This is a genomic window from Streptomyces sp. NPDC014727, from assembly GCF_043083485.1.
Classification (GTDB): Bacteria; Actinomycetota; Actinomycetes; order Streptomycetales; family Streptomycetaceae; genus Streptomyces.
Map to the genome: position 1 here is coordinate 167,324 of NZ_JBIBYR010000011.1, position 19,308 is coordinate 186,631.

Here is a 19,308-nt window from a genome sequence, read left to right on the forward strand (position 1 = left end):
GCCTACGCTGGCCCGTATGCCCACCCTGATCCTCGTACGTCATGGACGCTCCACCGCCAACACGGCCGGGGTGCTCGCGGGCCGCACACCGGGTGTCGCGCTCGACGAGCGCGGAGCCGCACAGGCCGCGGCGCTCCCCGGGCGGCTGGCCGAGCTGCCCCTCGCCGCCGCCGTCAGCAGCCCCCTGCAGCGCTGCCGGGAGACCCTGAGGCCGCTCCTGGACGCCCGGCCGGAGCTGGTGATGCACACCGAGGAGCGGATCAGCGAGTGCGACTACGGCACGTGGTCGGGACGCAAGCTGGCGGAGCTGACCGACGAACCGCTGATGAGCGTCGTGCAGCAGCACCCGTCGGCCGCGGCGTTCCCCGGCGGCGAGTCCATGCGCGCCATGCAGGCGCGTGCCGTGGACGCCGTACGGGACTGGAACGCGCGGATCGAGTCCGAGTACGGTGACGACGCCGTCTATGTGATGTGCTCGCACGGCGACATCATCAAGGCCCTCGTCGCCGACGCGCTCGGCATGCATCTCGACCTCTTCCAGCGGATCCACGCCGACCCCTGCTCGGTCACCGCGATCCGCTACACCAGGCTGCGGCCCTTCCTGCTGAGGCTCGGTGACACGGGGGACCTCGCCCCGCTGGCGCCGCGTGAGAGCAGCGCCGGGACGGAGCCGGGACGGCGTCCGGCGGCGGAGAGCGATGCGGACGCGGCGGTCGGGGGCGGCGCTGGGGCGCCGTGATCGCTTCGCGCAGTAGGGTGGACGCGCCGTAGGCGCCTTCCCCGGGGGAATCCCCCGGACCCCGGCCGCCCCTCATCTGCCGTCAATTTTCAAGGGAGACAGGACGTGTCCCGTCAGGTGTTCCTCTACGACCCCCCGGACCGCTTCGTGGCCGGTACGGTCGGGTTGCCTGGACGTCGTACGTTCTTCCTGCAGGCCTCCTCAGGCGGACGCGTCACCAGTGTGGCCCTGGAGAAGACTCAGGTCGCCGCGCTCGCCGAGCGCATCGACGAACTGCTCGACGAGGTGGTGCGGCGGACCGGCGGAAACTCTCCGGTGCCTGCCGTGGCGCCCATGGACGTCACCGACACCGCCCCTCTCGACGTGCCGGTCGAGGAGGAGTTCCGGGTCGGCACGATGGCGCTCGCCTGGGACGGCGAGGAACAGCGCATGATCGTCGAGGCGCAGGCGCTGGTCGAGCTGGACGTGGACTCCGACGAGGATCTCGCGGAGGCCGAGGAGCGGCTGTTGCAGGACGAGGAGAACGGTCCGCCGATGCTCCGGGTCCGCCTCAGCGGTGCGCAGGCCCGTGCCTTCGCCAAGCGCGCCCTGGACGTCGTGAACGCCGGGCGTCCGCCGTGCCCGCTGTGCAGCCTGCCGCTCGACCCGGAAGGACACGTATGCCCGCGCCAGAACGGGTACCGTCGCGGAGCCTGACCGACACCGAGCCGGCCACCGTGCTCACGGTGCTCGCCGAGGGGCGGCTCACCGTGCGGGGCCAGGTCCGCGGGGCGTCCAACGCGGTGCTCTACTGCACGGTCGCCCACGAGGGCGAGGAAGTGACCTGCGTCTACAAGCCCGTGGCGGGCGAACAGCCTCTGTGGGACTTCCCGGACGGCACGCTCGCCGAGCGCGAGGTGGCCGCGTACGAGATCTCCGAGGCGACCGGCTGGGGGCTCATACCGCCCACCGTGCTGCGAGACGGGCCGTACGGCCGGGGGATGTGCCAGCTGTGGATCGAAGCGGCCCCGCGGGACGAGGGGCCGGACGAGGCCGGGGAGCCCCCGCTCCTCGCGCTCGTCGAGGACGAGGAGCCGGGGGAGGGCTGGAAGGCCGTCGCCCTCGCCGAGACCGGGGAGGGGAGGACGGCCCTGCTGGTGCACGCGGACGATCCGCGCCTGCGGCGGCTGGCGGTCCTCGACGCCGTCATCAACAACGGTGACCGCAAGGGCGGCCATCTGCTGCCCGGGCCCGGCGGCCGGCTCTACGGCATCGACCACGGCGTGACCTTCAACACCGACGACAAGCTGCGCACGCTGCTGTGGGGGTGGGCGGGGGAGCCGTTGACGGCCGAGGCCGTCGCCGTCGTGGAGCGGCTGGGCGCGGAGCTGGCGCCGGGGACCTCGCTGGTCACCCGGCTGGGCGAGCTGATCACCGCCGTCGAGATCGAGGCGTTGCGGGGGCGCGTGGAGGGGCTGATCGCGTCGGGGAGGCATCCGGAGCCGAGCGGTGAGTGGCCCTCGATCCCCTGGCCGCCGGTGTGAGGGCAGCGGGCCGGTCGGGGGGCGGGCAAGGCGGCGGTACGGGGCGGTGCGGCCGTACCCGGAACAGATGAAGCCACGAAGCGCAAGCACGCCTCTTCGGCCAGGTTCCGGTATCCGGTTCGTATCCGGAACGTGCATCCGGTTACGCTCGTGGCATGCATGCCTGGCCCGCTTCTGAGGTCCCCGCCCTGCCTGGCAAGGGCCGCGACCTTCGGATCCACGACACCGCGACCGGCGGACGGATCACCCTTGACCCCGGTCCCGTCGCCCGCATCTACGTCTGCGGCATCACGCCGTACGACGCGACCCACATGGGTCATGCGGCGACCTACAACGCGTTCGACCTCGTTCAGCGCGTGTGGCTCGACACCAAGCGGCAGGTTCACTACGTCCAGAACGTGACGGACGTGGACGACCCTCTGCTGGAGCGGGCCGTGCGCGACGGTGAGGACTGGACCGAGCTCGCGGAGCGCGAGACGGCCCTGTTCCGCGAGGACATGACTGCCCTGCGCATGCTCCCGCCGAAGCACTACATCGGTGCCGTGGAGGCGATACCGGGCATCGTTCCGCTCGTCGAACGGCTCCGGGACGCCGGCGCCGCCTACGAACTCGACGGGGACGTGTACTTCTCCGTCGAGACCGACCCGCACTTCGGCGGGGTCTCCCACCTCGACGCCGAGGCGATGCGGCTGCTCTCCGCCGAGCGCGGTGGCGATCCGGAGCGCCCCGGCAAGAAGAACCCGCTCGACCCGATGCTCTGGATGGCCGCCCGTGAGGGCGAGCCGAGCTGGGACGGGGACTCGCTCGGTCCCGGCCGGCCCGGCTGGCACATCGAGTGCGTCGCCATCGCCCTGGACCACCTCGGCATGGGCTTCGACGTCCAGGGAGGCGGGTCCGACCTGGCCTTCCCGCACCACGAGATGGGCGCCTCCCATGCCCAGGTGCTGACCGGCGAGTACCCGTTCGCCCAGGCGTACGTGCACGCCGGAATGGTCGCCCTGGACGGCGAGAAGATGTCCAAGTCCAGGGGCAACCTGGTCTTCGTCTCGAAGCTGCGCCGTTCCGGCGTGGACCCGGCGGCGATCCGCCTCTCCCTGCTGTCGCACCACTACCGGTCCGACTGGGAGTGGACCGACCAGGTGCTCGCCGAAGCCGTCGAGCGGCTCGGGCGGTGGCGTTCCGCCGTCTCCCGGCCCGACGGACTGCCCGCCGAGGCCCTCGTCGAGGAGGTCCGCGAGGCCCTTGCCGACGACCTGGACGCACCGGCCGCCCTGGCCGCCGTGGACCGCTGGGCCGAGTGTCAGAACGCCCAGGGCGGTACGGACGAGGGCGCACCCGGCCTCGTCTCGCGCACCGTCGACGCGTTGCTGGGCGTCGCACTGTAGTGCCGCGCGCGGTGACATTCCGCTGACCTTCATCCGCCGAGCCGGCCTTGGACTTCTTGACGAAGTTCAGGGCCGGTTCCGTTTTGTCCATGGTCAAGTGCTCGATGTTGCGCTAAAAGCGCTCTATGCAATCATCAACGAGCATCAGATCGGCGGCAGTTGCAGCCTTGCTGGGGCTGCTCGCCGTCTTCGCGGGGCCCGGTGCCGCCCAGGCCGGCACCGCCGAACCGGACACCACCACCGTCGGCGACCTCACCGGATTCTCCGCCGACGGACCCGTCTACCGCTTGAAGGCCGGCACCGCCGAGGCCCGGATCAGCTTCGTCTCCGACGAGACCTTCCGGATCGAACTCGCCCCGGACGGTGCGTTCTCCGACCCCACCGGCGACGACATCGTCCTGCCCCAGGGCACCGGGCCGCGCACCCGGTGGAAGGAGCGGGGCGACCGCTACGAACTCTCCACCGGCAGCGTCACCCTGCGCGCCTACAAGTCACCCCTGCGCTTCGCGCTGTACCGCGCGGACGGCACCCGGGTCTGGTCCGAGGCCAAGGGACTGAGCTGGGACGGGAAGCAGACCACCCAGACCCTGGCCCGCGGCGCCGACGAGCAGTTCTACGGTGCCGGCATGCAGAACGGGCGCGGCAACACCTCGCACCGCGACAAGACCGTCGAGGTCGGCGTCGACTACAACTGGAACGACGGCGGCCACCCCAACTCGGTGCCGTTCTACCTCTCTTCGGCGGGGTACGGCGTCTATCGCAACACCTACGCGCCGAACACCTATGCCTTCACCGACCCGGTGACCACCAGCGCGAAGGAAAAGCGTTTCGACGCCTACTACTTCGCGGGTGACAGCGCCAAGGACGTCATCGGGCAGTACACGAAGCTCACCGGCAAGCCCTTCCTGCCGCCCGTGTACGGGATGGAGATGGGCGACTCCGACTGCTACCTGCACAACGCCAACCGCGGCGAGCGCCGCACCCTGGACTCCCTGAAGATCGCCGACGGCTACGTCGAGCACGACATGCCGAACGGCTGGATGCTCGTCAACGACGGCTACGGCTGCGGCTACGAGGACCTCGCCGAGACCGCCAAGGGCCTCCAGGACCGCGGCATGCAGCTCGGCCTGTGGACCGAGGACGGCATCGACAAGATCGCCGACCAGGTCAAGGCGGGCCAGAGGGTCGCCAAGCTGGACGTCGCCTGGGTCGGCTCGGGCTACAAGTTCGCGCTCGACGGGTGCAAGGACGCGTACCGGGGCATCGAGGACAACAGCGACGCCCGCGGCTTCACCTACGCCCCGGAGAGCTGGGCGGGCGCGCAGCGCTGTGGCGTCCAGTGGTCCGGTGACCAGTCCGGCACCTGGGACTACATCCGCTGGCAGATCCCGACCTACGCGGGTGCCACGATGTCCGGACTCGCCTACACGACGGGCGACGTCGACGGCATCTTCGGCGGCAGCGCCAAGACGTACACCCGTGATCTCCAGTGGAAGATGTTCCTCGGCACCACGATGACCATGGACGGCTGGGCGGCCAGCGACAAGCAGCCCTTCCGGTACGGGGAGCCGTACACCTCCATCAACCGTGACTACCTCAAGCTCAAGGAGTCGCTGCTGCCCTACCAGTACTCCTACGCGCACGAGGCGACGAAGACCGGCGTCGGCATGGTCCGGCCCCTGGTCCTCGAATACCCGGACGACCCGAAGGCGGCGACGGACGCGGCGAAGTACGAGTTCATGTCCGGCGAGGACTTCCTCGTGGCGCCGGTCTACCAGGACAGCACCGAGCGCAACGGCATCTATCTTCCGAAGGGCACCTGGACCGACTACTGGAGCGGTCGCACCTACGAGGGGCCGACCACCCTCGACCACTACAGCGCTCCGCTCGACACCCTGCCGCTGTTCGTCAAGGGGGGCGCCAGTGTGCCGATGTGGCCGGGCATCCGCTCGTACCAGGACCGCACCGCCGACTCGCCGCTCGCCTGGGACATCTACCCGCAGGGCACGTCGTCCTTCACGCTCTACGAGGACGACGGCGTCACCCGGCAGCACCGCGATGGCAAGTACGCCACGCAGACCGCCGAGGTGAAGGCGCCGCTCCGGGGCGCGGGCGACGTCACCGTGCGGATCGGCGCGAGCGAGGGGCAGTTCACCGGCAAGCAGCGCACCCGTCCGTACGAGTTCAGCGTGCACACCGGCTCCGCGCCGAGCGCGGTCCAGCTCGACGGCAAGCTGCCCCGGCTGGCTTCGGCGGCCGCGTACAAGGCGGCGAAGCAGGGCTGGTGGTACGACCAGGACGACCGCGGCGGTGTCGTGAAGATCAAGACCCTGCCGCTCCCCACCGACCAGAAGTTCTCCGTGAAGCTGCGCGGGACGAGCGCGGTCGGCGGGCGGAACGCGGCGACCACGGCCGCCGTCTCCGCGCCGGCCGGGCAGGAGATCGGTGCCGGGACCGAGGACACCGTCGCCGTCGATGTCACCGCGGGCGACGCCGATGTGACGGACGCCGCGGTCACCCTGGACGTCCCCGAGGGCTGGCAGGTCGCGCGGCCCGCGACCGTGGACCGGATCCCGGCGGGCACCACCCGGCGGGTCGAGGTGTCGGTCACCCCGGCGAAGGACGCCACGGCGGGGGAGGCGCGGCTCACCGCACTCGCCCGGTACCGGGCGGCCGGCGAATCCCGCACCGCCGTCCAGCGGTTCGCGGCCGGAGTGATGCCACCGCCGCCCGCCGGTGAGGTCTGGGCGAGCGACATGGTGTGGCTGAAGTCCGTCAACGGCTACGGCCCCGCCGAGCGGGACCGCAGCAACGGCGAGTCCGGCGCGGCCGACGGACACCGGCTGACCCTGGCGGGCAAGACGTACGAGAAGGGCATCGGCACCCATGCCGACTCCGACATCGAGGTCTACCTCGGTGGGCGCTGCACCGCCTTCACCGCGGACGTCGGGATCGACGACGAGATCAACGGCTACGGCGAAGTGGCGTTCTCCGTCGAGGCGGACGGCAAGGTCCTGTGGACCTCGCCGAAGGTGACGGGGGCGTCGGCGACCGTACCGGTCGAGGTGAAGCTCGACGGTGCGCGCCATGTGCACCTGAAGGTCACGGACACCAATGGGTCCAAGACCGGTGACCACGGGGACTGGGCCGCGGCGCGGTTCACCTGTTCCTGAACGACCCGCACCGCACAGGAGCGCCGGGCGTGTGTCCGCCCGGCGCTCCACCGGTCCCGTCAGTCCTCCGAGGAGTCCTCCGACGAATCCTGCGGGCCCTCGCCGTCGCCGTCCTCGTTCTCCTTGTCGGCCGCTTGCCGTCGGCCGGGCCCGCTCGTGGGCGGCGATCCGGGACCGGGGGCGCCGTCGGCATCGGGCCGGACCGGCTTCGGCGGGCGGGTGCGACCGCTGGAGGTGTCGCGCAGATACGAGGCGTCCCCGCTCTCCGTCGCGTGCCCGCCGGGCGACTGTCCCGGTCCGACGTCCCTGCGGCGCAGATAGCGCTCGAACTCCCGGGCGATGGCCTCGCCGCTCGCCTCGGGAAGCTCCGCGGTGTCCCGAGCCTCCTCCAGCGTCTGCACGTATTCCGCCACTTCGCTGTCCTCGGCGGCCAGTTGGTCGACACCGAGCTGCCAGGCGCGGGCGTCCTCCGGCAGTTCGCCCAGCGGGATACGCAGACCGATGAGGTCCTCCAGGCGGTTCAGCAGGGCCAGCGTCGCCTTCGGGTTGGGCGGCTGCGACACATAGTGCGGCACCGCCGCCCACAGGCTCACCGCGGGCACGCCCGCGTGCGTGCAGGCCTCCTGGAGGATGCCGACGATGCCCGTCGGACCCTCGTACCTGGTCTCCTCCAGGTCCATGGTCCGCGCCAGATCCGGGTCGGAGGTCACCCCGCTGACCGGTACCGGGCGGGTGTGCGGGGTGTCGCCCAGCAGCGCGCCCAGGATCACCACCATCTCCACGCCCAGTTCATGGGCGAAGCCCAGGAGCTCGTTGCAGAACGAGCGCCAGCGCATGGACGGCTCGATACCGCGGACCAGGACGAGATCGCGGGGCGTCTCCCCGCCGATACGGACCACGGAGAGGCGGGTGGTCGGCCAGGTGATCTTGCGTACCCCGCCGTCCAGCCAGACCGTCGGCCGGTTGACCTGGAAGTCGTAGTAGTCCTCGGCGTCCAGCGCCGCGAAGACCTCGCCCTTCCACTCCCGGTCCAGGTGCGCGACCGCCGTGGATGCGGCGTCACCCGCGTCGTTCCATCCCTCGAACGCGGCCACCATGACCGGGTCGATCAGCTCGGGAACCCCCTCGAGCTCGATCACCCAGGCCTCCTTCCGAAGTTCCCTTGCGTACGAACCAACCTTACGGCTTCCGGCCACTCCCGCCGCAGCCCCTGCGCACAGCCGGGTGAACCTGCTCCACGAGGGTGCATCACCGGTCGAATCAGGGCATGGTCTCTGGATACATCCGAGCTGTGTTCGGTCAGTTTCGTACCAGCCCTGGACGTTGGGGCCCGCATGACGCTATACATCGGATGACCAGAACAGAGGTCCGATGTTATTCCCCTGGGGGCGCACATGAGTCAGACCGTCACGGATTTCGAGGTCCACGACATCCGTTTTCCGACCTCGGAACAACTGGACGGCTCGGACGCCATGAACCCCGATCCCGACTATTCGGCCGCCTACGTCGTACTGCGTACCGAACGCCTGCACGACGGCGCGGTCTTCGAGGGACATGGCTTCTGCTTCACCATCGGGCGAGGCAACGAGGTGATGGCCGCCGCCATCGAGGCGCTGCGGCCGTATGTGGTCGGACGTCCGGCGCCGCGCACCGCGGCCGACCTCGCGGCGCTGCACCGCGAGCTCACCCACGACTCCCAACTGCGCTGGCTCGGCCCCGAGAAGGGCGTGATGCACATGGCGGCCGGCGCGGTCGTCAACGCGGCCTGGGACCTCGCGGCGAAGCAGGCGGGCCGGCCCGTATGGCAGTTCCTGGCCGAGATGACGCCCGAGGAACTCGTCTCCCTCGTCGACTTCCGCTACCTCACCGACGCGCTCACCCCCGATGAGGCCCTCGCGATCCTGCGCGCCGCCGAACCGGGCCGCGCGGAGCGGGCCGAGCGGCTGCGCGCCGAGGGCTACCCCGCGTACACCACCTCCCCCGGCTGGCTGGGGTACACCGACGAGAAGCTGGTCAGGCTGGCGAAGGAGGCCGTCGCCGACGGCTTCACCCAGATCAAGCTGAAGGTCGGCGGCGATCTCGGCGACGACGTCCGCAGGCTCGCCCTGGCCCGCGAGGCCGTCGGGCCCGACGTCCGGATCGCGGTCGACGCCAACCAGCGCTGGGACGTGGCCGACGCGGTGGAGTGGATGACCGCGCTCGCGCCGTACGAGCCGCACTGGATCGAGGAGCCGACCAGCCCCGACGACGTCCTCGGCCACGCCGCCGTCCGTGCCGGGCAGCCGGTCAAGGTCGCCACCGGCGAACACGTCGCCAACCGGGTCGTGTTCAAGCAGCTGCTGCAGGCCGGGGCCGTCGACTTCGTCCAGATCGACGCGGCACGTGTCGCCGGCGTCAACGAGAATCTGGCGATCCTGCTGCTCGCCGCGAAGTACGGCGTGCCGGTCTGCCCGCACGCGGGCGGTGTCGGGCTGTGCGAGCTGGTCCAGCACCTTTCGATGTTCGACTATGTGGCGGTCTCAGGAAGTTGGGAGAACCGTGTGATCGAGTACGTCGACCATCTCCACGAACACTTCGCCGACCCCACCGTGATCGAGTCGGGCCGTTACGCCGCCCCGAGTTCCCCGGGCTTCTCCGCCCGGATGCTCCCCGAGTCGATCGCCGCACACCGCTATCCGCAGGGCCCCGTATGGCAGGCCCGCCGCACCACCGAGGAGGCTGCCCGATGACCGGCACAAGCGACTTCGAGGGAATGAACGCCCTGGTGACGGGCGGTGCCTCCGGCATCGGCGCCGCCGTCGCGACCATGCTGCTGGCGCGTGGCGCGCGGGTGGCCGTACTCGATCGAGAGACCGCGGGCGCCCCCGAGGGCGTGCTGGCCGTCACGGCGGACGTCACCGACGACGACGCCGTGCGGGAGGCGGTCGACCGGGCCGCCGCCGAACTCGGCGGCCTGCACACGCTCGTGTCCAACGCGGGCATCGGTTCCATCGGCACGGTCGAGGACAACGCCGACGAGGAGTGGACCCGGGTCCTGGACATCAACGTCCTCGGTATGGTCCGCACCGCCCGGCACGCCCTGCCCCATCTGCGGAGGGCGGCGATCGACCGCCCCGGCGCCGTCTCGATCACCCAGACCTGCTCGATCGCCGCGACCGCCGGGCTGCCGCAGCGCGCCCTGTACAGCGCGAGCAAGGGCGCGGTCCTCTCGCTGACCCTCGCGATGGCCGCCGACCACGTCCGCGAGGGCGTCCGGGTCAACTGCGTCAATCCGGGCACGGCGGACACCCCGTGGATCGGGCGGCTGCTGGGCCAGGCCGACGACCCGGCCGCCGAGCGCGCGGCGCTGAGCGCCCGTCAGCCGCTGGGACGGCTGGTCTCCGCCGACGAGGTGGCCGCCGCGATCGTCTATCTCGCCAGTCCCGCCGCCGCCTCGGTCACCGGCACGGCACTGGCCGTCGACGGCGGCATGCAGGGACTGCGCCTGCGCCCCGCCCAGAGCTGATCAGGGGCGCGCGGTCCCCGGCCTGTCCGGCCCTGATCCGCCGGACGGGCCCGAGCCGCATCACCGGGCCGCGCCCCCGGCACCACGCACCGCCGCATTGCCCACAGAGCTCCGAGCCGGTACTCCACAAAGGACGGGACACCAATGAGAGTGCGTACGACGAGTGCGGCAGCCTGCGCCGTACTGCTGGCCGTCACTGCCCTCGCGGGCTGCAACCGCGAATCCACCGCCGACGGCGCGGGCGGCGGAAAGGTCGGGATCGACCTGCCGCGCAGCGACAGCGACTTCTGGAACTCGTACCAGAACTACGTGGAGAAGGGGGTCGAGGCGGGCGAGGTCAAGGCGCTGCCGCTGACCAACTCGCAGAACGACATCGGCAAGCTGGTCGCCAACGTCCAGACCTTCACCGACCAGGGCGCCAAGGCCGTGGTGATGGCGCCCCAGGACACCGGCGCGATAGCCGAGTCCCTCAACACGCTGAACGAGAAGAAGATCCCGGTCGTCAGCGTCGACACACGCCCCGACAAGGGCGACATCTACATGGTGGTACGGGCCGACAACAAGGCGTACGGGGCCAACGCCTGCAAGTACCTCGGCGAGCAGCTGAAGGGCAAGGGCAAGGTCGTCGAGTTCCAGGGCGACCTGTCCTCGATCAACGGCCGGGACCGGTCCGAGGCGTTCAAGGCCTGCATGGACAAGGACTTCCCCGGCATCAAGGTCTTCGAGTTGGCCACCGACTGGAAGGGCGACGTCGCCTCCGCCAAGCTCCAGGCCACCCTGGCCGCCAACCCCGACATCAATGGCATCTACATGCAGGCCGGCGGGGTCTTCCTGCAGCCCACCCTGGCGCTCCTGGAGCAGAAGAAGCTGCTGAAGCCGGCCGGTACGCCGGGCCACATCACGATCATCTCCAACGACGGCATCCCGGAGGAGTTCGACGCCATCAAGGCCGGGAAGATCGACGCCACGATCTCCCAGCCCGCCGACCTGTACGCGAAGTACGCGCTGTACTACGCCAAGGCGGCGCTGGACGGGAAGACCTTCAAGGTGGGCCCGACCGACCACGACTCGAACATCATCAAGATCCCGAACGGTCTGGAGGATCAGCTTCCGGCGCCGCTGGTGACCAAGGACAACGTCGACGACCCGAAGCTGTGGGCCAACCAGCTGGAGAAGAAGAGCTAGCCATGGACCAGGCACCACCACCCGCCGTACAGGCAAAAGACGTTGTCAAACGCTTCGGGCCCACCGTGGCGCTCGACGGGGTGCGGCTCACCGTGCGGCCCGGTGAGTCCCACGCCCTCGTCGGCCGCAACGGCGCGGGCAAGTCGACGCTGGTCGGCGTCCTGACCGGGCTCCACAAGGCGGACGCGGGCACGGTCACGTTCGGCGGGGAGCCCGCGCCCGCCTTCGGGGACACCACGGCCTGGCAGTCGAAGGTCGCCTGCGTCTACCAGAAGTCCATGGTCGTCCCCGATCTGACCGTCGCCGAGAACCTCTTCCTCAACCGGTTCGACGACAACTCCCGCTGGATCAGCTGGGGGAGGCTCCGCAGGCGTGCGGAGCGGCTCCTGGCCGACTACGGCGTCCAGGTCGACCCCGGCACCCGGGCGCGCGATCTCGCCGTGGAGCAGCGGCAGTTCGTCGAGATCGCGCGGGCGCTGTCCTTCGGCGCCCGGCTGATCATCCTGGACGAGCCGACCGCCCAGCTCGATGCCCGCGGCATCGGGCGGCTCTTCGACAAGCTCAGGGAGCTGCAGAGTCAGGGAGTGGCGTTCCTCTTCATCTCCCACCATCTGCAGGAGGTGTACGAACTGTGCACCGCGGTCACCGTCTACCGTGACGCCCGCCATGTGCTGACCGCCCCGGTCGCCGACATCGCCAAGGCGGAACTGGTGGCGGCGATGACCGGCGAGCAGTCCGCCGACGCCTCCGCCTGGCACGCGCGCGCCGACGGCGCGGTGGTACGGGACGAGTCGGCCGCCCCCGTCCTGCGTACCGAAGGGCTCACCCTGGAGGGCCAGTTCGAGCCACTGGACCTGGAGGTCCGTCCCGGTGAGGTGCTCGGCCTGGCCGGCTCCGCGGCCAGCGGCAACACGGCCCTGGGCGAGGTGCTGGCAGGCATGCGCAAGGCGGGCGGCGGTACGGTCCGGGTGCACGGCAGGGCCGTGCGCTCGGGCAGCGTGCCGCACGCGCTGGACGCCGGGATCGGCTACATCCCCGAGGACCGGCACGACCAGGGCCTCGTACTGGACCGCAGCGTCGCCGAGAACGCCACCCTCACGGTCACCGACCAGCTCGGCCCCTGGGGGACCGTACTGCCCTCCCGCACGAGGGAGTTCGCACGGTCGATGATCGCCTCGCTGGACATCAAGACACAGGGGCCCGAGCAGCCCGTCTCCGGGCTCTCCGGCGGCAACCAGCAGAAGGTGGTGGTCGCCCGCGCGCTGGCCCGCAGGCCCAGCGTGCTGGTGGCGGTCCGCCCCACCGCGGGTGTGGACATCAAGTCCAAGGACTCGCTGCTCGGGGTCGTACGGCGGGTGGCCGACGAGGGCGACGCCGCAGTGATCGTCTCGGACGAACTGGACGATCTGCGGGTCTGTGACCGGGTGCTCGCCCTGTTCCACGGGCGCGTGGTCGCCACGTTCGCAAGCGGGTGGACCGACGGGGAACTCGTCGCCGCCATGGAAGGTGTGGGGGAAAGGGAATGACCGGCACGGTACGGCCCCCGGCGGCCGACGACATCGACGGAGGGCCGAAGGGCTCCCTGACGGGCGAGAGCCCGCTGGACCGGCTGAAGCTGATCCGGTGGAGCGACTTCTCCCTGGTACCGGTGATCCTGGTGCTGATGGTGATCGGGTTCATCGTCTCGCCGGTGTTCCTGACCTCCGAGAACCTGATCAGCGTCGTCCAGCAGTCCTCGGAGCTCAGCCTGCTCGTCCTGGGCCAGGCACTGATCCTGATCTGCGGACGGATGGACCTGTCGCTGGAGTCGACGATCGGCATCGCACCGGTCGTCGCGATGTGGCTGGTCCTGCCCGCCGAGGGCGGCCGCTTCGCGGGCCTGGGCCTGCTGCCCACCTGGTCGGCGATCCCGCTCTGTCTGCTGGTGGGCCTCGCCATCGGGGCGGTCAACGGCTTCCTGATGCTGAAGCTGCGGGTCAACGGCTTCATCGCCACGCTCGGCATGCTCACCATGCTGCGCGGCCTCCACATCGGCATCACCGAGGGCAAGTCCATCACCGACGTGCCGGAGTCCTTCCGCTACCTCGGCAAGAGCGAGTGGCTCGGCGCACCGGCCGCCGTCTGGATCTGCCTCGCCCTGTTCGCCGTCGGCGGCGCCGCGCTGGCCTGGCTGCGGCACGGCCGCTCGCTGTACGCCATCGGCGGCAATCCGGAGGCCGCGCGCGCGGCGGGCATCCGGGTGGACCGGGTCACCTGGATCGTGCTCGCCATCGGCGGTCTGCTGGCGGCCTTCGCGGGCATCCTCTACACCGGCCACTACGGATCGGTCGCCGCGACCCAGGGCAACGGCTGGATCTTCCAGGTGTTCGCCGCGGCGGTGATCGGCGGCATCAGTCTCAAGGGCGGTCGCGGCACCCTGTTCGGCGCGCTGACCGGTGTACTGACGCTTCAGCTGGTGGTCAATGTGATGACCCTCGGCGGTGTCCCGGCGCTCTGGAACCAGTTCCTCAACGGCGCGATCATCATCGTCGCCCTGGTCATCTCCCGCTTCGCGAGCGGAGAGAAGCAGGACTGAACGGGTCGGGTTCCGCCGCCGGCGTGCGAGACGCGCGGTCCGGGGCGGAGCCCGGCAACGGGGAAGGGGCGGGCGGGGAACACCCCTTCCGCCCCTTCCCCGCGACCGCGCTACAGCGTCGACCGCAGCCACTGCTCCACGCTCGCCACATGCACCGTCGCCCAGGCCCGTGCCGCCTCCGCGTCCCGGTCCCGCAGCGCCGAGACGATCGCCCGGTGCTCGTGGAGCGTGCGGGTCACCGCGTCCTCCTGCGTCAGACCGCGCCAGATCCGCGCCCGCGTCGTCGGCCCCGAGAGCCCGTCGAGCAGCGAGCAGAGCACCGAATTCCCGGACGACTGCACGATGCCGCGGTGGAACTCCAGATCGCTGGCGACCAGCTCCTCCACCGATGGCTGTGCACCGAGGGCGTCCAACTGGGAGCTGAGCACGTCCAGTTGGGCCTCGCTGATCCGGGTTGCCGCCATCGCCGTCGCGGCCGGTTCCAGGATCCGGCGGACCGCGAGGAATTCGAGCACCGTGTCGTCGCGGTGGAAGTCCACCACGAAGCTCAGCGCCTCCAGCAGCAGCTGCGGATCGAGGCTGGTCACATACGTGCCGTCGCCCTGCCGCACATCGAGAATGCGGATCAGCGACAGGGCGCGCACCGCCTCCCTCAGGGAGTTGCGGGAAAGCCCCAGCTCCGCCGCGAGTTCGCTCTCCTTGGGGAGTCGGTCGCCGGGTCGTAGCGCACCCGAGACGATCATTCCCTTGATCTTCTCGATCGCCTCGTCGGTGACAGCCATGACGGTCCTCCTGGATCCGGACTGGAATCAGACATCCGATGTCTCCCTTCATTATGGGGGTCGGAAGAGACTGATGAACCAGGTCTGCCGCAGGTCGTCCCGGGGGATCGCACGCGCACGGAGTCCGTACGGCTCGCCCACCGGCCCGAGGCCTCCCCGGCAGGCGGACATACGGACGGGGCGGCCCCATCCGGGAACCGCCCCGCCCGATGCGTACGGCCCCGTCAGTCCCGGTCGCCGAGCACGACCTCGACACCGGCCCGGATCTCGTCCGTCGCCAGGCCCCGGATCGTCAGCGTCGTCCGGCGGCGCAGCACGTCGTCCGCCGTCTCGGCCCACTCGTGGTCACGCGCGTAGGCGACCTGCGCCCAGATCTCCGGCGCGTCCGGGTGGATGCGTTCCGCCAGCGCCGGGTTCTCGTTCGCCAGCCGTGCGATGTCGAAGGAGAGCGAGCCGTAGTGCGTGGCGAGGTGTCGCGCCGTGTCGGCAGCCATCCGCGGGCCCGGCGTACCGCCGTCGATCAGCAGCCGGTGCGCCACCGCGTTCGGGTTGGCGATGCCGGGCAGCGGGAGCTTCTTGGGCAGGTGCGACATCGGCTCCATGTCGTCCGCCAGGGGGTGCCCGGGGAGCGCGGCCAGCTTGTTCATCACCGTACGGCCGATGTGGCGGAAGGTCGTCCACTTGCCGCCCGCGACCGAAAGCATGCCGCCGCGCCCCTCCGTCACGACTGTCTCGCGCTTGGCCTTGGACGTGTCGCCGGGACCGCCCGGCAGCACCCGCAGGCCCGCGAAGGAATAGGTGATCAGATCGCGCGACAGTTGCTGGTCCCTGACGGAGAAGGCGGCCTCGTCCAGGATCTGCGCGGTGTCCTTCTCGGTGACCGCGACATCCGCCGGATCGCCTTCGTACTCCTCGTCCGTCGTGCCGAGCAGCAGCATGTCCTCCCAGGGCAGGGCGAACGTGATGCGGTACTTGTCGATCGGGGTGGCCAGCGCGGCCTTCCACGGGCTGGTGCGCTTCAGCACCAGGTGCGCGCCCTTGGACAGACGGATCGAGGGCGCCGCGTTCGGGTCCTCCATCGCGCGCAGGTGATCCACCCACGGACCGGTGGCGTTCAGCACGAGCCGGGCGTCGACGCCGAACTCCGTGCCGTCCGTGCGGTCCTCCAGGTCGGCGCCCGTCACCCGGCCCTTGGTGAAGCGCAGCCCGGTCACCGCCGCGTGGTTGAGGACGACCGCGCCCGCGTCGACGGCCGCACGGACCGTCATCAGCGCCATCCGGGCATCGTTCATCTGGTCGTCGCCGTACACCGCGACGGCCTTCAGATTGTCCGTGCGCAGCTCCGGCACATCACGCTGCGCCTTCGCCGGGCTGATCACGTGCCCGACCCCGTCACCGAACGCGGAGAGCGCCGAGTACGCGAACACACCCGCACCGAGCTTGGCCGCGCCGTGCGGTCCCCCCTTGTAGACCGGCAGGTAGAAGGTGAGCGGGTTGGCCAGGTGGGGCGCCACCTGACGGGACACCGCACGGCGCTCGAAGTGGTTCTCCGCGACCAGCTTCACCGCACCGGTCTGCAGGTAGCGCAGACCGCCGTGGAGCAGCTTGGAGGAGGCGGAGGAAGTGGCGCCGGCGAAGTCGCCGGCGTCCACCAGGGCCACCCGCAGCCCGGACTGCGCGGCGTGCCAGGCGGTGGAGATGCCCAGGATGCCGCCACCGATCACCAGGAGGTCGTACGCCGCCTTGGACAGCTGCTCCCGCGTCTCGGCGCGGCTCGGAAGGGAGCCGGAGGCCGGGTGTGTCCCGAGTGCCGGGACGCTCTGCAGGGTGGTCATGGTGATTACTCCTCGTCTTCGAGCCAGCCCATGGTCCGTTCCACGGCCTTGAGCCAGCTCTTGTACTCGCGGTCGCGGGTGTCCGCGGCCATGCGGGGTGTCCACTCGGCGGCCCGGCGCCAGTTGGCGCGCAGCGCGTCGGTGTCCGGCCAGAAGCCGACGGCCAGACCGGCGGCGTAGGCGGCGCCGAGGCAGGTCGTCTCGGCGACCATGGGCCGCACCACGGGTGCGTCCAGGAAGTCGGCGAGCGTCTGCATCAGCAAGTTGTTGGAGGTCATGCCGCCGTCGACCTTGAGGGCGGCGAGCTCGACACCGGAGTCCTTCGTCATGGCGTCGGTGATCTCACGGGTCTGCCAGGCCGTGGCCTCCAGGACGGCACGGGCGATGTGCGCCTTGGTGACGTACCTGGTCAGACCGGCGATGACGCCGCGGGCGTCGGAGCGCCAGTAGGGGGCGAACAGACCGGAGAACGCGGGCACGAAGTACGCGCCCCCGTTGTCCTCGACCGAGGAGGCCAGCGTCTCGATCTCGGCCGCGGACTTGATCAGACCCATCTGGTCGCGCATCCACTGCACCAGCGAGCCGGTGACGGCGATGGAGCCTTCCAGCGCGTAGACCGGCTTCTGGTCGCCGATCCGGTACCCGACGGTCGTCAGCAGTCCGTTGTACGAGTTGACGGGCGTCTCGCCGGTGTTCATGAGCATGAAGGTGCCGGTGCCGTACGTGGACTTGGCCTCGCCCTCGGAGAAGCAGGTCTGGCCGAAGAGGGCCGCCTGCTGGTCGCCGAGCGCGGAGGCGACCGGGACACCGGCCAGGACGCCGCCCTTGGCGGTGCCGTACACCTCGGCGGAGGAGCGGATCTCGGGCAGCACGGCCGCCGGGATCTCCATGGACGCGAGGATCTTCTCGTCCCAGGCCATCGAGTGCAGGTTCATCAGAAGGGTGCGCGAGGCGTTGGTGACATCGGTGACATGGACGCCGCCGTCGGTGCCGCCGGTCAGGTTCCAGATGACCCAGGAGTCCATGGTGCCGAAGAGGATGTCGCCGCGCTCGGCGCGCTCGCGCAGGCCCTCGACGTTGTCCAGCAGCCAGCGGACCTTGGGGCCCGCGAAGTACGAGGCGAGCGGCAGACCGGTCTCGCGGCGGAAGCGGTCCTGGCCCACGTTGCGGCCGAGCTCCTTGCAGAGCGCGTCGGTGCGGGTGTCCTGCCAGACCAGGGCGTTGTGGACGGGCTCACCGGTGTTCTTGTCCCAGAGCAGCGTGGTCTCGCGCTGGTTGGTGATGCCGATCGCCTTCACGTCGGCGGCGGTGATGCCCGCCTTGACGACGGCGCCGGCGACGACCTCCTGGACGTTCTCCCAGATCTCGGTCGCGTTGTGTTCGACCCAGCCCGGCTTGGGGAAGATCTGTTCGTGCTCCTTCTGGTCGACGGAGACGATCCGGCCGTCCTTGTCGAAGACGATGCAGCGGCTGGAGGTGGTGCCCTGGTCGATGGCCGCGATGAACGGGCCGGTGGTGTGTGCGTCGGTCACGGTGTGCTCCCGGAAGTCTGTGTGGTCTGGAGGGTCACGGCTCTGTGCGTCACTGCTCAGGCGAAGGCGACGTTGTAGAGCCCGCCCGCGATCGCGCCGCCGATGAGCGGTCCGGCGACCGGGATCCAGGCATAGCCCCAGTCGGAACCGCCCTTGTTCGGCAGCGGCAGCAGCGCGTGCACGATACGCGGACCGAGGTCGCGAACCGGGTTGATCGCGTAACCGGTCGGGCCGCCGAGCGAGAGACCGATACCGACGACGACGAGAGCGGTGACCATGGCGCCGAGCGTGCCGAGGCCGTTCCCGTCGTTGTTGAGGCCCTGGGTGAGGATCGCCAGGACGAGCACGACGGTGGCGATGACCTCGGTGGCGAGGTTCTGCACGGCGTTGCGGATCTCGGGACCGGTGGAGAAGACGCCCAGGACCGGGCCCGCCTTCGGGGCGGAGGCCTGGTCGACCATGGCCTCTTCACCCGGCTGGGCGCCCGTGATCTCCGGATCCGTGAGATGCGCCCGGAACTGCCCGTAGTACGTCAGCCAGACCAGCACCGCGCCGATCATCGCGCCGAGCAGCTGGGAGCCGAGGTACAGCGGTACGTCGCTCCACTTGGTGCCGCCCTCGATCGCGAGACCGATCGTGACCGCCGGGTTGAGATGCGCGCCGGAAACCCCACCGGCCAGATACGCGCCGGTCAGCACGGCGAAACCCCACCCGAAGGTGATGGCGAGCCAGCCGGCGTTCTGCGCCTTGGAGCGCTTGAGAGTGACGGCGGCACAGACACCACCGCCGAGCAGGATGAGTACGGCGGTACCTATGGTCTCGCCGATGAAGATGTCGGAGCTGGACACCCGCGACTCCTTTGTCCTTCGTCCAGGGAAGCCGAACCCCGGGTCCCTCCGGTGGTCCGCGCCCTCACGTGAGGGCGTTTTCCGGCCCTTGGCGCTGTCACACCCTAACGCGAATTTCCGTTAGCTGTTCGACAATGCCGACCGATGAACGGCAGTGTTTCTCCCAGGTGAATCAGGCGTCAAGGGTTGTGTGGCCTATAACTCGATTAACTCGATCGCTACCGTC

At 70.3% G+C, this 19,308-nt stretch carries 15 protein-coding genes; 10 read left to right on the plus strand and 5 right to left on the minus strand.

Annotated elements, in window-relative coordinates; genetic code table 11:
• The first annotated feature begins 16 nt into the window (after positions 1 to 16).
• From ACF1B9_RS19420 to ACF1B9_RS19440, 5 genes are all read left to right on the plus strand, one after another.
• Positions 17 to 739 carry a histidine phosphatase family protein gene (locus ACF1B9_RS19420; protein WP_391740323.1) on the plus strand — a complete coding sequence of 241 codons (723 nt, stop codon included), beginning with the start codon at positions 17 to 19 and terminating at the stop codon, positions 737 to 739.
• 105 nt (positions 740 to 844) lie between these two features.
• Positions 845 to 1,435, plus strand: coding sequence for a DUF3090 domain-containing protein (locus ACF1B9_RS19425; RefSeq protein ID WP_072484378.1), 591 nt, complete (start codon positions 845 to 847; stop codon positions 1,433 to 1,435).
• Positions 1,399 to 2,262: an SCO1664 family protein gene (locus ACF1B9_RS19430; RefSeq protein WP_391740322.1), complete on the plus strand. Its 864-nt coding sequence runs from the start codon at positions 1,399 to 1,401 to the stop codon at positions 2,260 to 2,262. Before ACF1B9_RS19425 ends, ACF1B9_RS19430 begins: the two co-directional genes overlap by 37 nt.
• Before the next feature lie 155 nt (positions 2,263 to 2,417).
• Positions 2,418 to 3,647: a cysteine--1-D-myo-inosityl 2-amino-2-deoxy-alpha-D-glucopyranoside ligase gene (gene mshC / locus ACF1B9_RS19435; protein ID WP_391740321.1), complete on the plus strand. Its 1,230-nt coding sequence runs from the start codon at positions 2,418 to 2,420 to the stop codon at positions 3,645 to 3,647.
• Between the two features lie 125 nt (positions 3,648 to 3,772).
• Positions 3,773 to 6,820, plus strand: coding sequence for an NPCBM/NEW2 domain-containing protein (locus ACF1B9_RS19440; protein ID WP_391740320.1), 3,048 nt, complete (start codon positions 3,773 to 3,775; stop codon positions 6,818 to 6,820).
• Between the two features lie 59 nt (positions 6,821 to 6,879).
• Here the strand turns inward: ACF1B9_RS19440 and ACF1B9_RS19445 are convergent, their stop codons facing one another.
• The gene (locus ACF1B9_RS19445) at positions 6,880 to 7,959 is read right to left on the minus strand and encodes a PAC2 family protein (RefSeq protein WP_391740319.1); all 1,080 of its coding nucleotides are present in this window, start codon (positions 7,957 to 7,959) and stop codon (positions 6,880 to 6,882) included.
• A gap of 255 nt (positions 7,960 to 8,214) precedes the next feature.
• On the opposite strand from ACF1B9_RS19445, the gene ACF1B9_RS19450 reads away from it, so the two are divergent.
• The 5 genes from ACF1B9_RS19450 (at position 8,215) to ACF1B9_RS19470 (ending at position 14,085) form a co-directional block, all read left to right on the plus strand.
• Positions 8,215 to 9,549, plus strand: a complete 1,335-nt coding sequence (locus tag ACF1B9_RS19450) for an L-fuconate dehydratase (protein ID WP_391740318.1) — start codon at positions 8,215 to 8,217, stop codon at positions 9,547 to 9,549.
• The gene (locus tag ACF1B9_RS19455) at positions 9,546 to 10,325 is read left to right on the plus strand and encodes an SDR family NAD(P)-dependent oxidoreductase (protein WP_391740317.1); all 780 of its coding nucleotides are present in this window, start codon (positions 9,546 to 9,548) and stop codon (positions 10,323 to 10,325) included. The genes ACF1B9_RS19450 and ACF1B9_RS19455 overlap by 4 nt, the downstream gene beginning before the upstream one ends.
• 144 nt (positions 10,326 to 10,469) lie before the next feature.
• Positions 10,470 to 11,510 carry a sugar ABC transporter substrate-binding protein gene (locus tag ACF1B9_RS19460; protein ID WP_391740316.1) on the plus strand — a complete coding sequence of 347 codons (1,041 nt, stop codon included), beginning with the start codon at positions 10,470 to 10,472 and terminating at the stop codon, positions 11,508 to 11,510.
• A 2-nt stretch (positions 11,511 to 11,512) separates the two neighbouring features.
• Positions 11,513 to 13,036: a sugar ABC transporter ATP-binding protein gene (locus ACF1B9_RS19465; RefSeq protein ID WP_391740315.1), complete on the plus strand. Its 1,524-nt coding sequence runs from the start codon at positions 11,513 to 11,515 to the stop codon at positions 13,034 to 13,036.
• The gene (locus ACF1B9_RS19470; protein ID WP_391740314.1) at positions 13,033 to 14,085 is read left to right on the plus strand and encodes an ABC transporter permease; all 1,053 of its coding nucleotides are present in this window, start codon (positions 13,033 to 13,035) and stop codon (positions 14,083 to 14,085) included. The genes ACF1B9_RS19465 and ACF1B9_RS19470 overlap by 4 nt, the downstream gene beginning before the upstream one ends.
• Before the next feature lie 110 nt (positions 14,086 to 14,195).
• On the opposite strand, the gene ACF1B9_RS19475 is transcribed toward ACF1B9_RS19470, so the two are convergent.
• The 4 genes from ACF1B9_RS19475 to ACF1B9_RS19490 all read right to left on the minus strand — a co-directional run bounded on the left by ACF1B9_RS19475 (position 14,196) and on the right by ACF1B9_RS19490 (position 19,082).
• On the minus strand, positions 14,196 to 14,867 hold the full coding sequence (locus tag ACF1B9_RS19475) for a FadR/GntR family transcriptional regulator (RefSeq protein ID WP_351086597.1): 672 nt from the start codon (positions 14,865 to 14,867) through the stop codon (positions 14,196 to 14,198).
• Positions 14,868 to 15,091: 224 nt separating this feature from the next.
• On the minus strand, positions 15,092 to 16,702 hold the full coding sequence (locus tag ACF1B9_RS19480) for an FAD-dependent oxidoreductase (protein WP_391740313.1): 1,611 nt from the start codon (positions 16,700 to 16,702) through the stop codon (positions 15,092 to 15,094).
• A 5-nt stretch (positions 16,703 to 16,707) separates the two neighbouring features.
• On the minus strand, positions 16,708 to 18,234 hold the full coding sequence (gene glpK / locus ACF1B9_RS19485) for a glycerol kinase GlpK (RefSeq protein WP_391740312.1): 1,527 nt from the start codon (positions 18,232 to 18,234) through the stop codon (positions 16,708 to 16,710).
• A gap of 56 nt (positions 18,235 to 18,290) precedes the next feature.
• Positions 18,291 to 19,082, minus strand: a complete 792-nt coding sequence (locus ACF1B9_RS19490) for an MIP/aquaporin family protein (protein WP_376221915.1) — start codon at positions 19,080 to 19,082, stop codon at positions 18,291 to 18,293.
• Between the last annotated feature and the right edge of the window lie 226 nt (positions 19,083 to 19,308).

What these genes read in the sequence shown, in the direction of transcription:
- ACF1B9_RS19420 (WP_391740323.1), top strand. Translation starts at nt 17, where the DNA reads ATGCCCACCCTGATCCTCGTACGTCATGGACGCTCCACCGCCAACACG.
- ACF1B9_RS19430 (WP_391740322.1), top strand. Translation starts at nt 1,399, where the DNA reads ATGCCCGCGCCAGAACGGGTACCGTCGCGGAGCCTGACCGACACCGAG.
- mshC (WP_391740321.1), top strand. Translation starts at nt 2,418, where the DNA reads ATGCATGCCTGGCCCGCTTCTGAGGTCCCCGCCCTGCCTGGCAAGGGC.
- ACF1B9_RS19440 (WP_391740320.1), top strand. Translation starts at nt 3,773, where the DNA reads ATGCAATCATCAACGAGCATCAGATCGGCGGCAGTTGCAGCCTTGCTG.
- ACF1B9_RS19450 (WP_391740318.1), top strand. Translation starts at nt 8,215, where the DNA reads ATGAGTCAGACCGTCACGGATTTCGAGGTCCACGACATCCGTTTTCCG.
- ACF1B9_RS19455 (WP_391740317.1), top strand. Translation starts at nt 9,546, where the DNA reads ATGACCGGCACAAGCGACTTCGAGGGAATGAACGCCCTGGTGACGGGC.
- ACF1B9_RS19460 (WP_391740316.1), top strand. Translation starts at nt 10,470, where the DNA reads ATGAGAGTGCGTACGACGAGTGCGGCAGCCTGCGCCGTACTGCTGGCC.
- ACF1B9_RS19465 (WP_391740315.1), top strand. Translation starts at nt 11,513, where the DNA reads ATGGACCAGGCACCACCACCCGCCGTACAGGCAAAAGACGTTGTCAAA.
- ACF1B9_RS19470 (WP_391740314.1), top strand. Translation starts at nt 13,033, where the DNA reads ATGACCGGCACGGTACGGCCCCCGGCGGCCGACGACATCGACGGAGGG.
- ACF1B9_RS19475 (WP_351086597.1), bottom strand. Translation starts at nt 14,867, where the DNA reads ATGGCTGTCACCGACGAGGCGATCGAGAAGATCAAGGGAATGATCGTC.
- ACF1B9_RS19480 (WP_391740313.1), bottom strand. Translation starts at nt 16,702, where the DNA reads ATGACCACCCTGCAGAGCGTCCCGGCACTCGGGACACACCCGGCCTCC.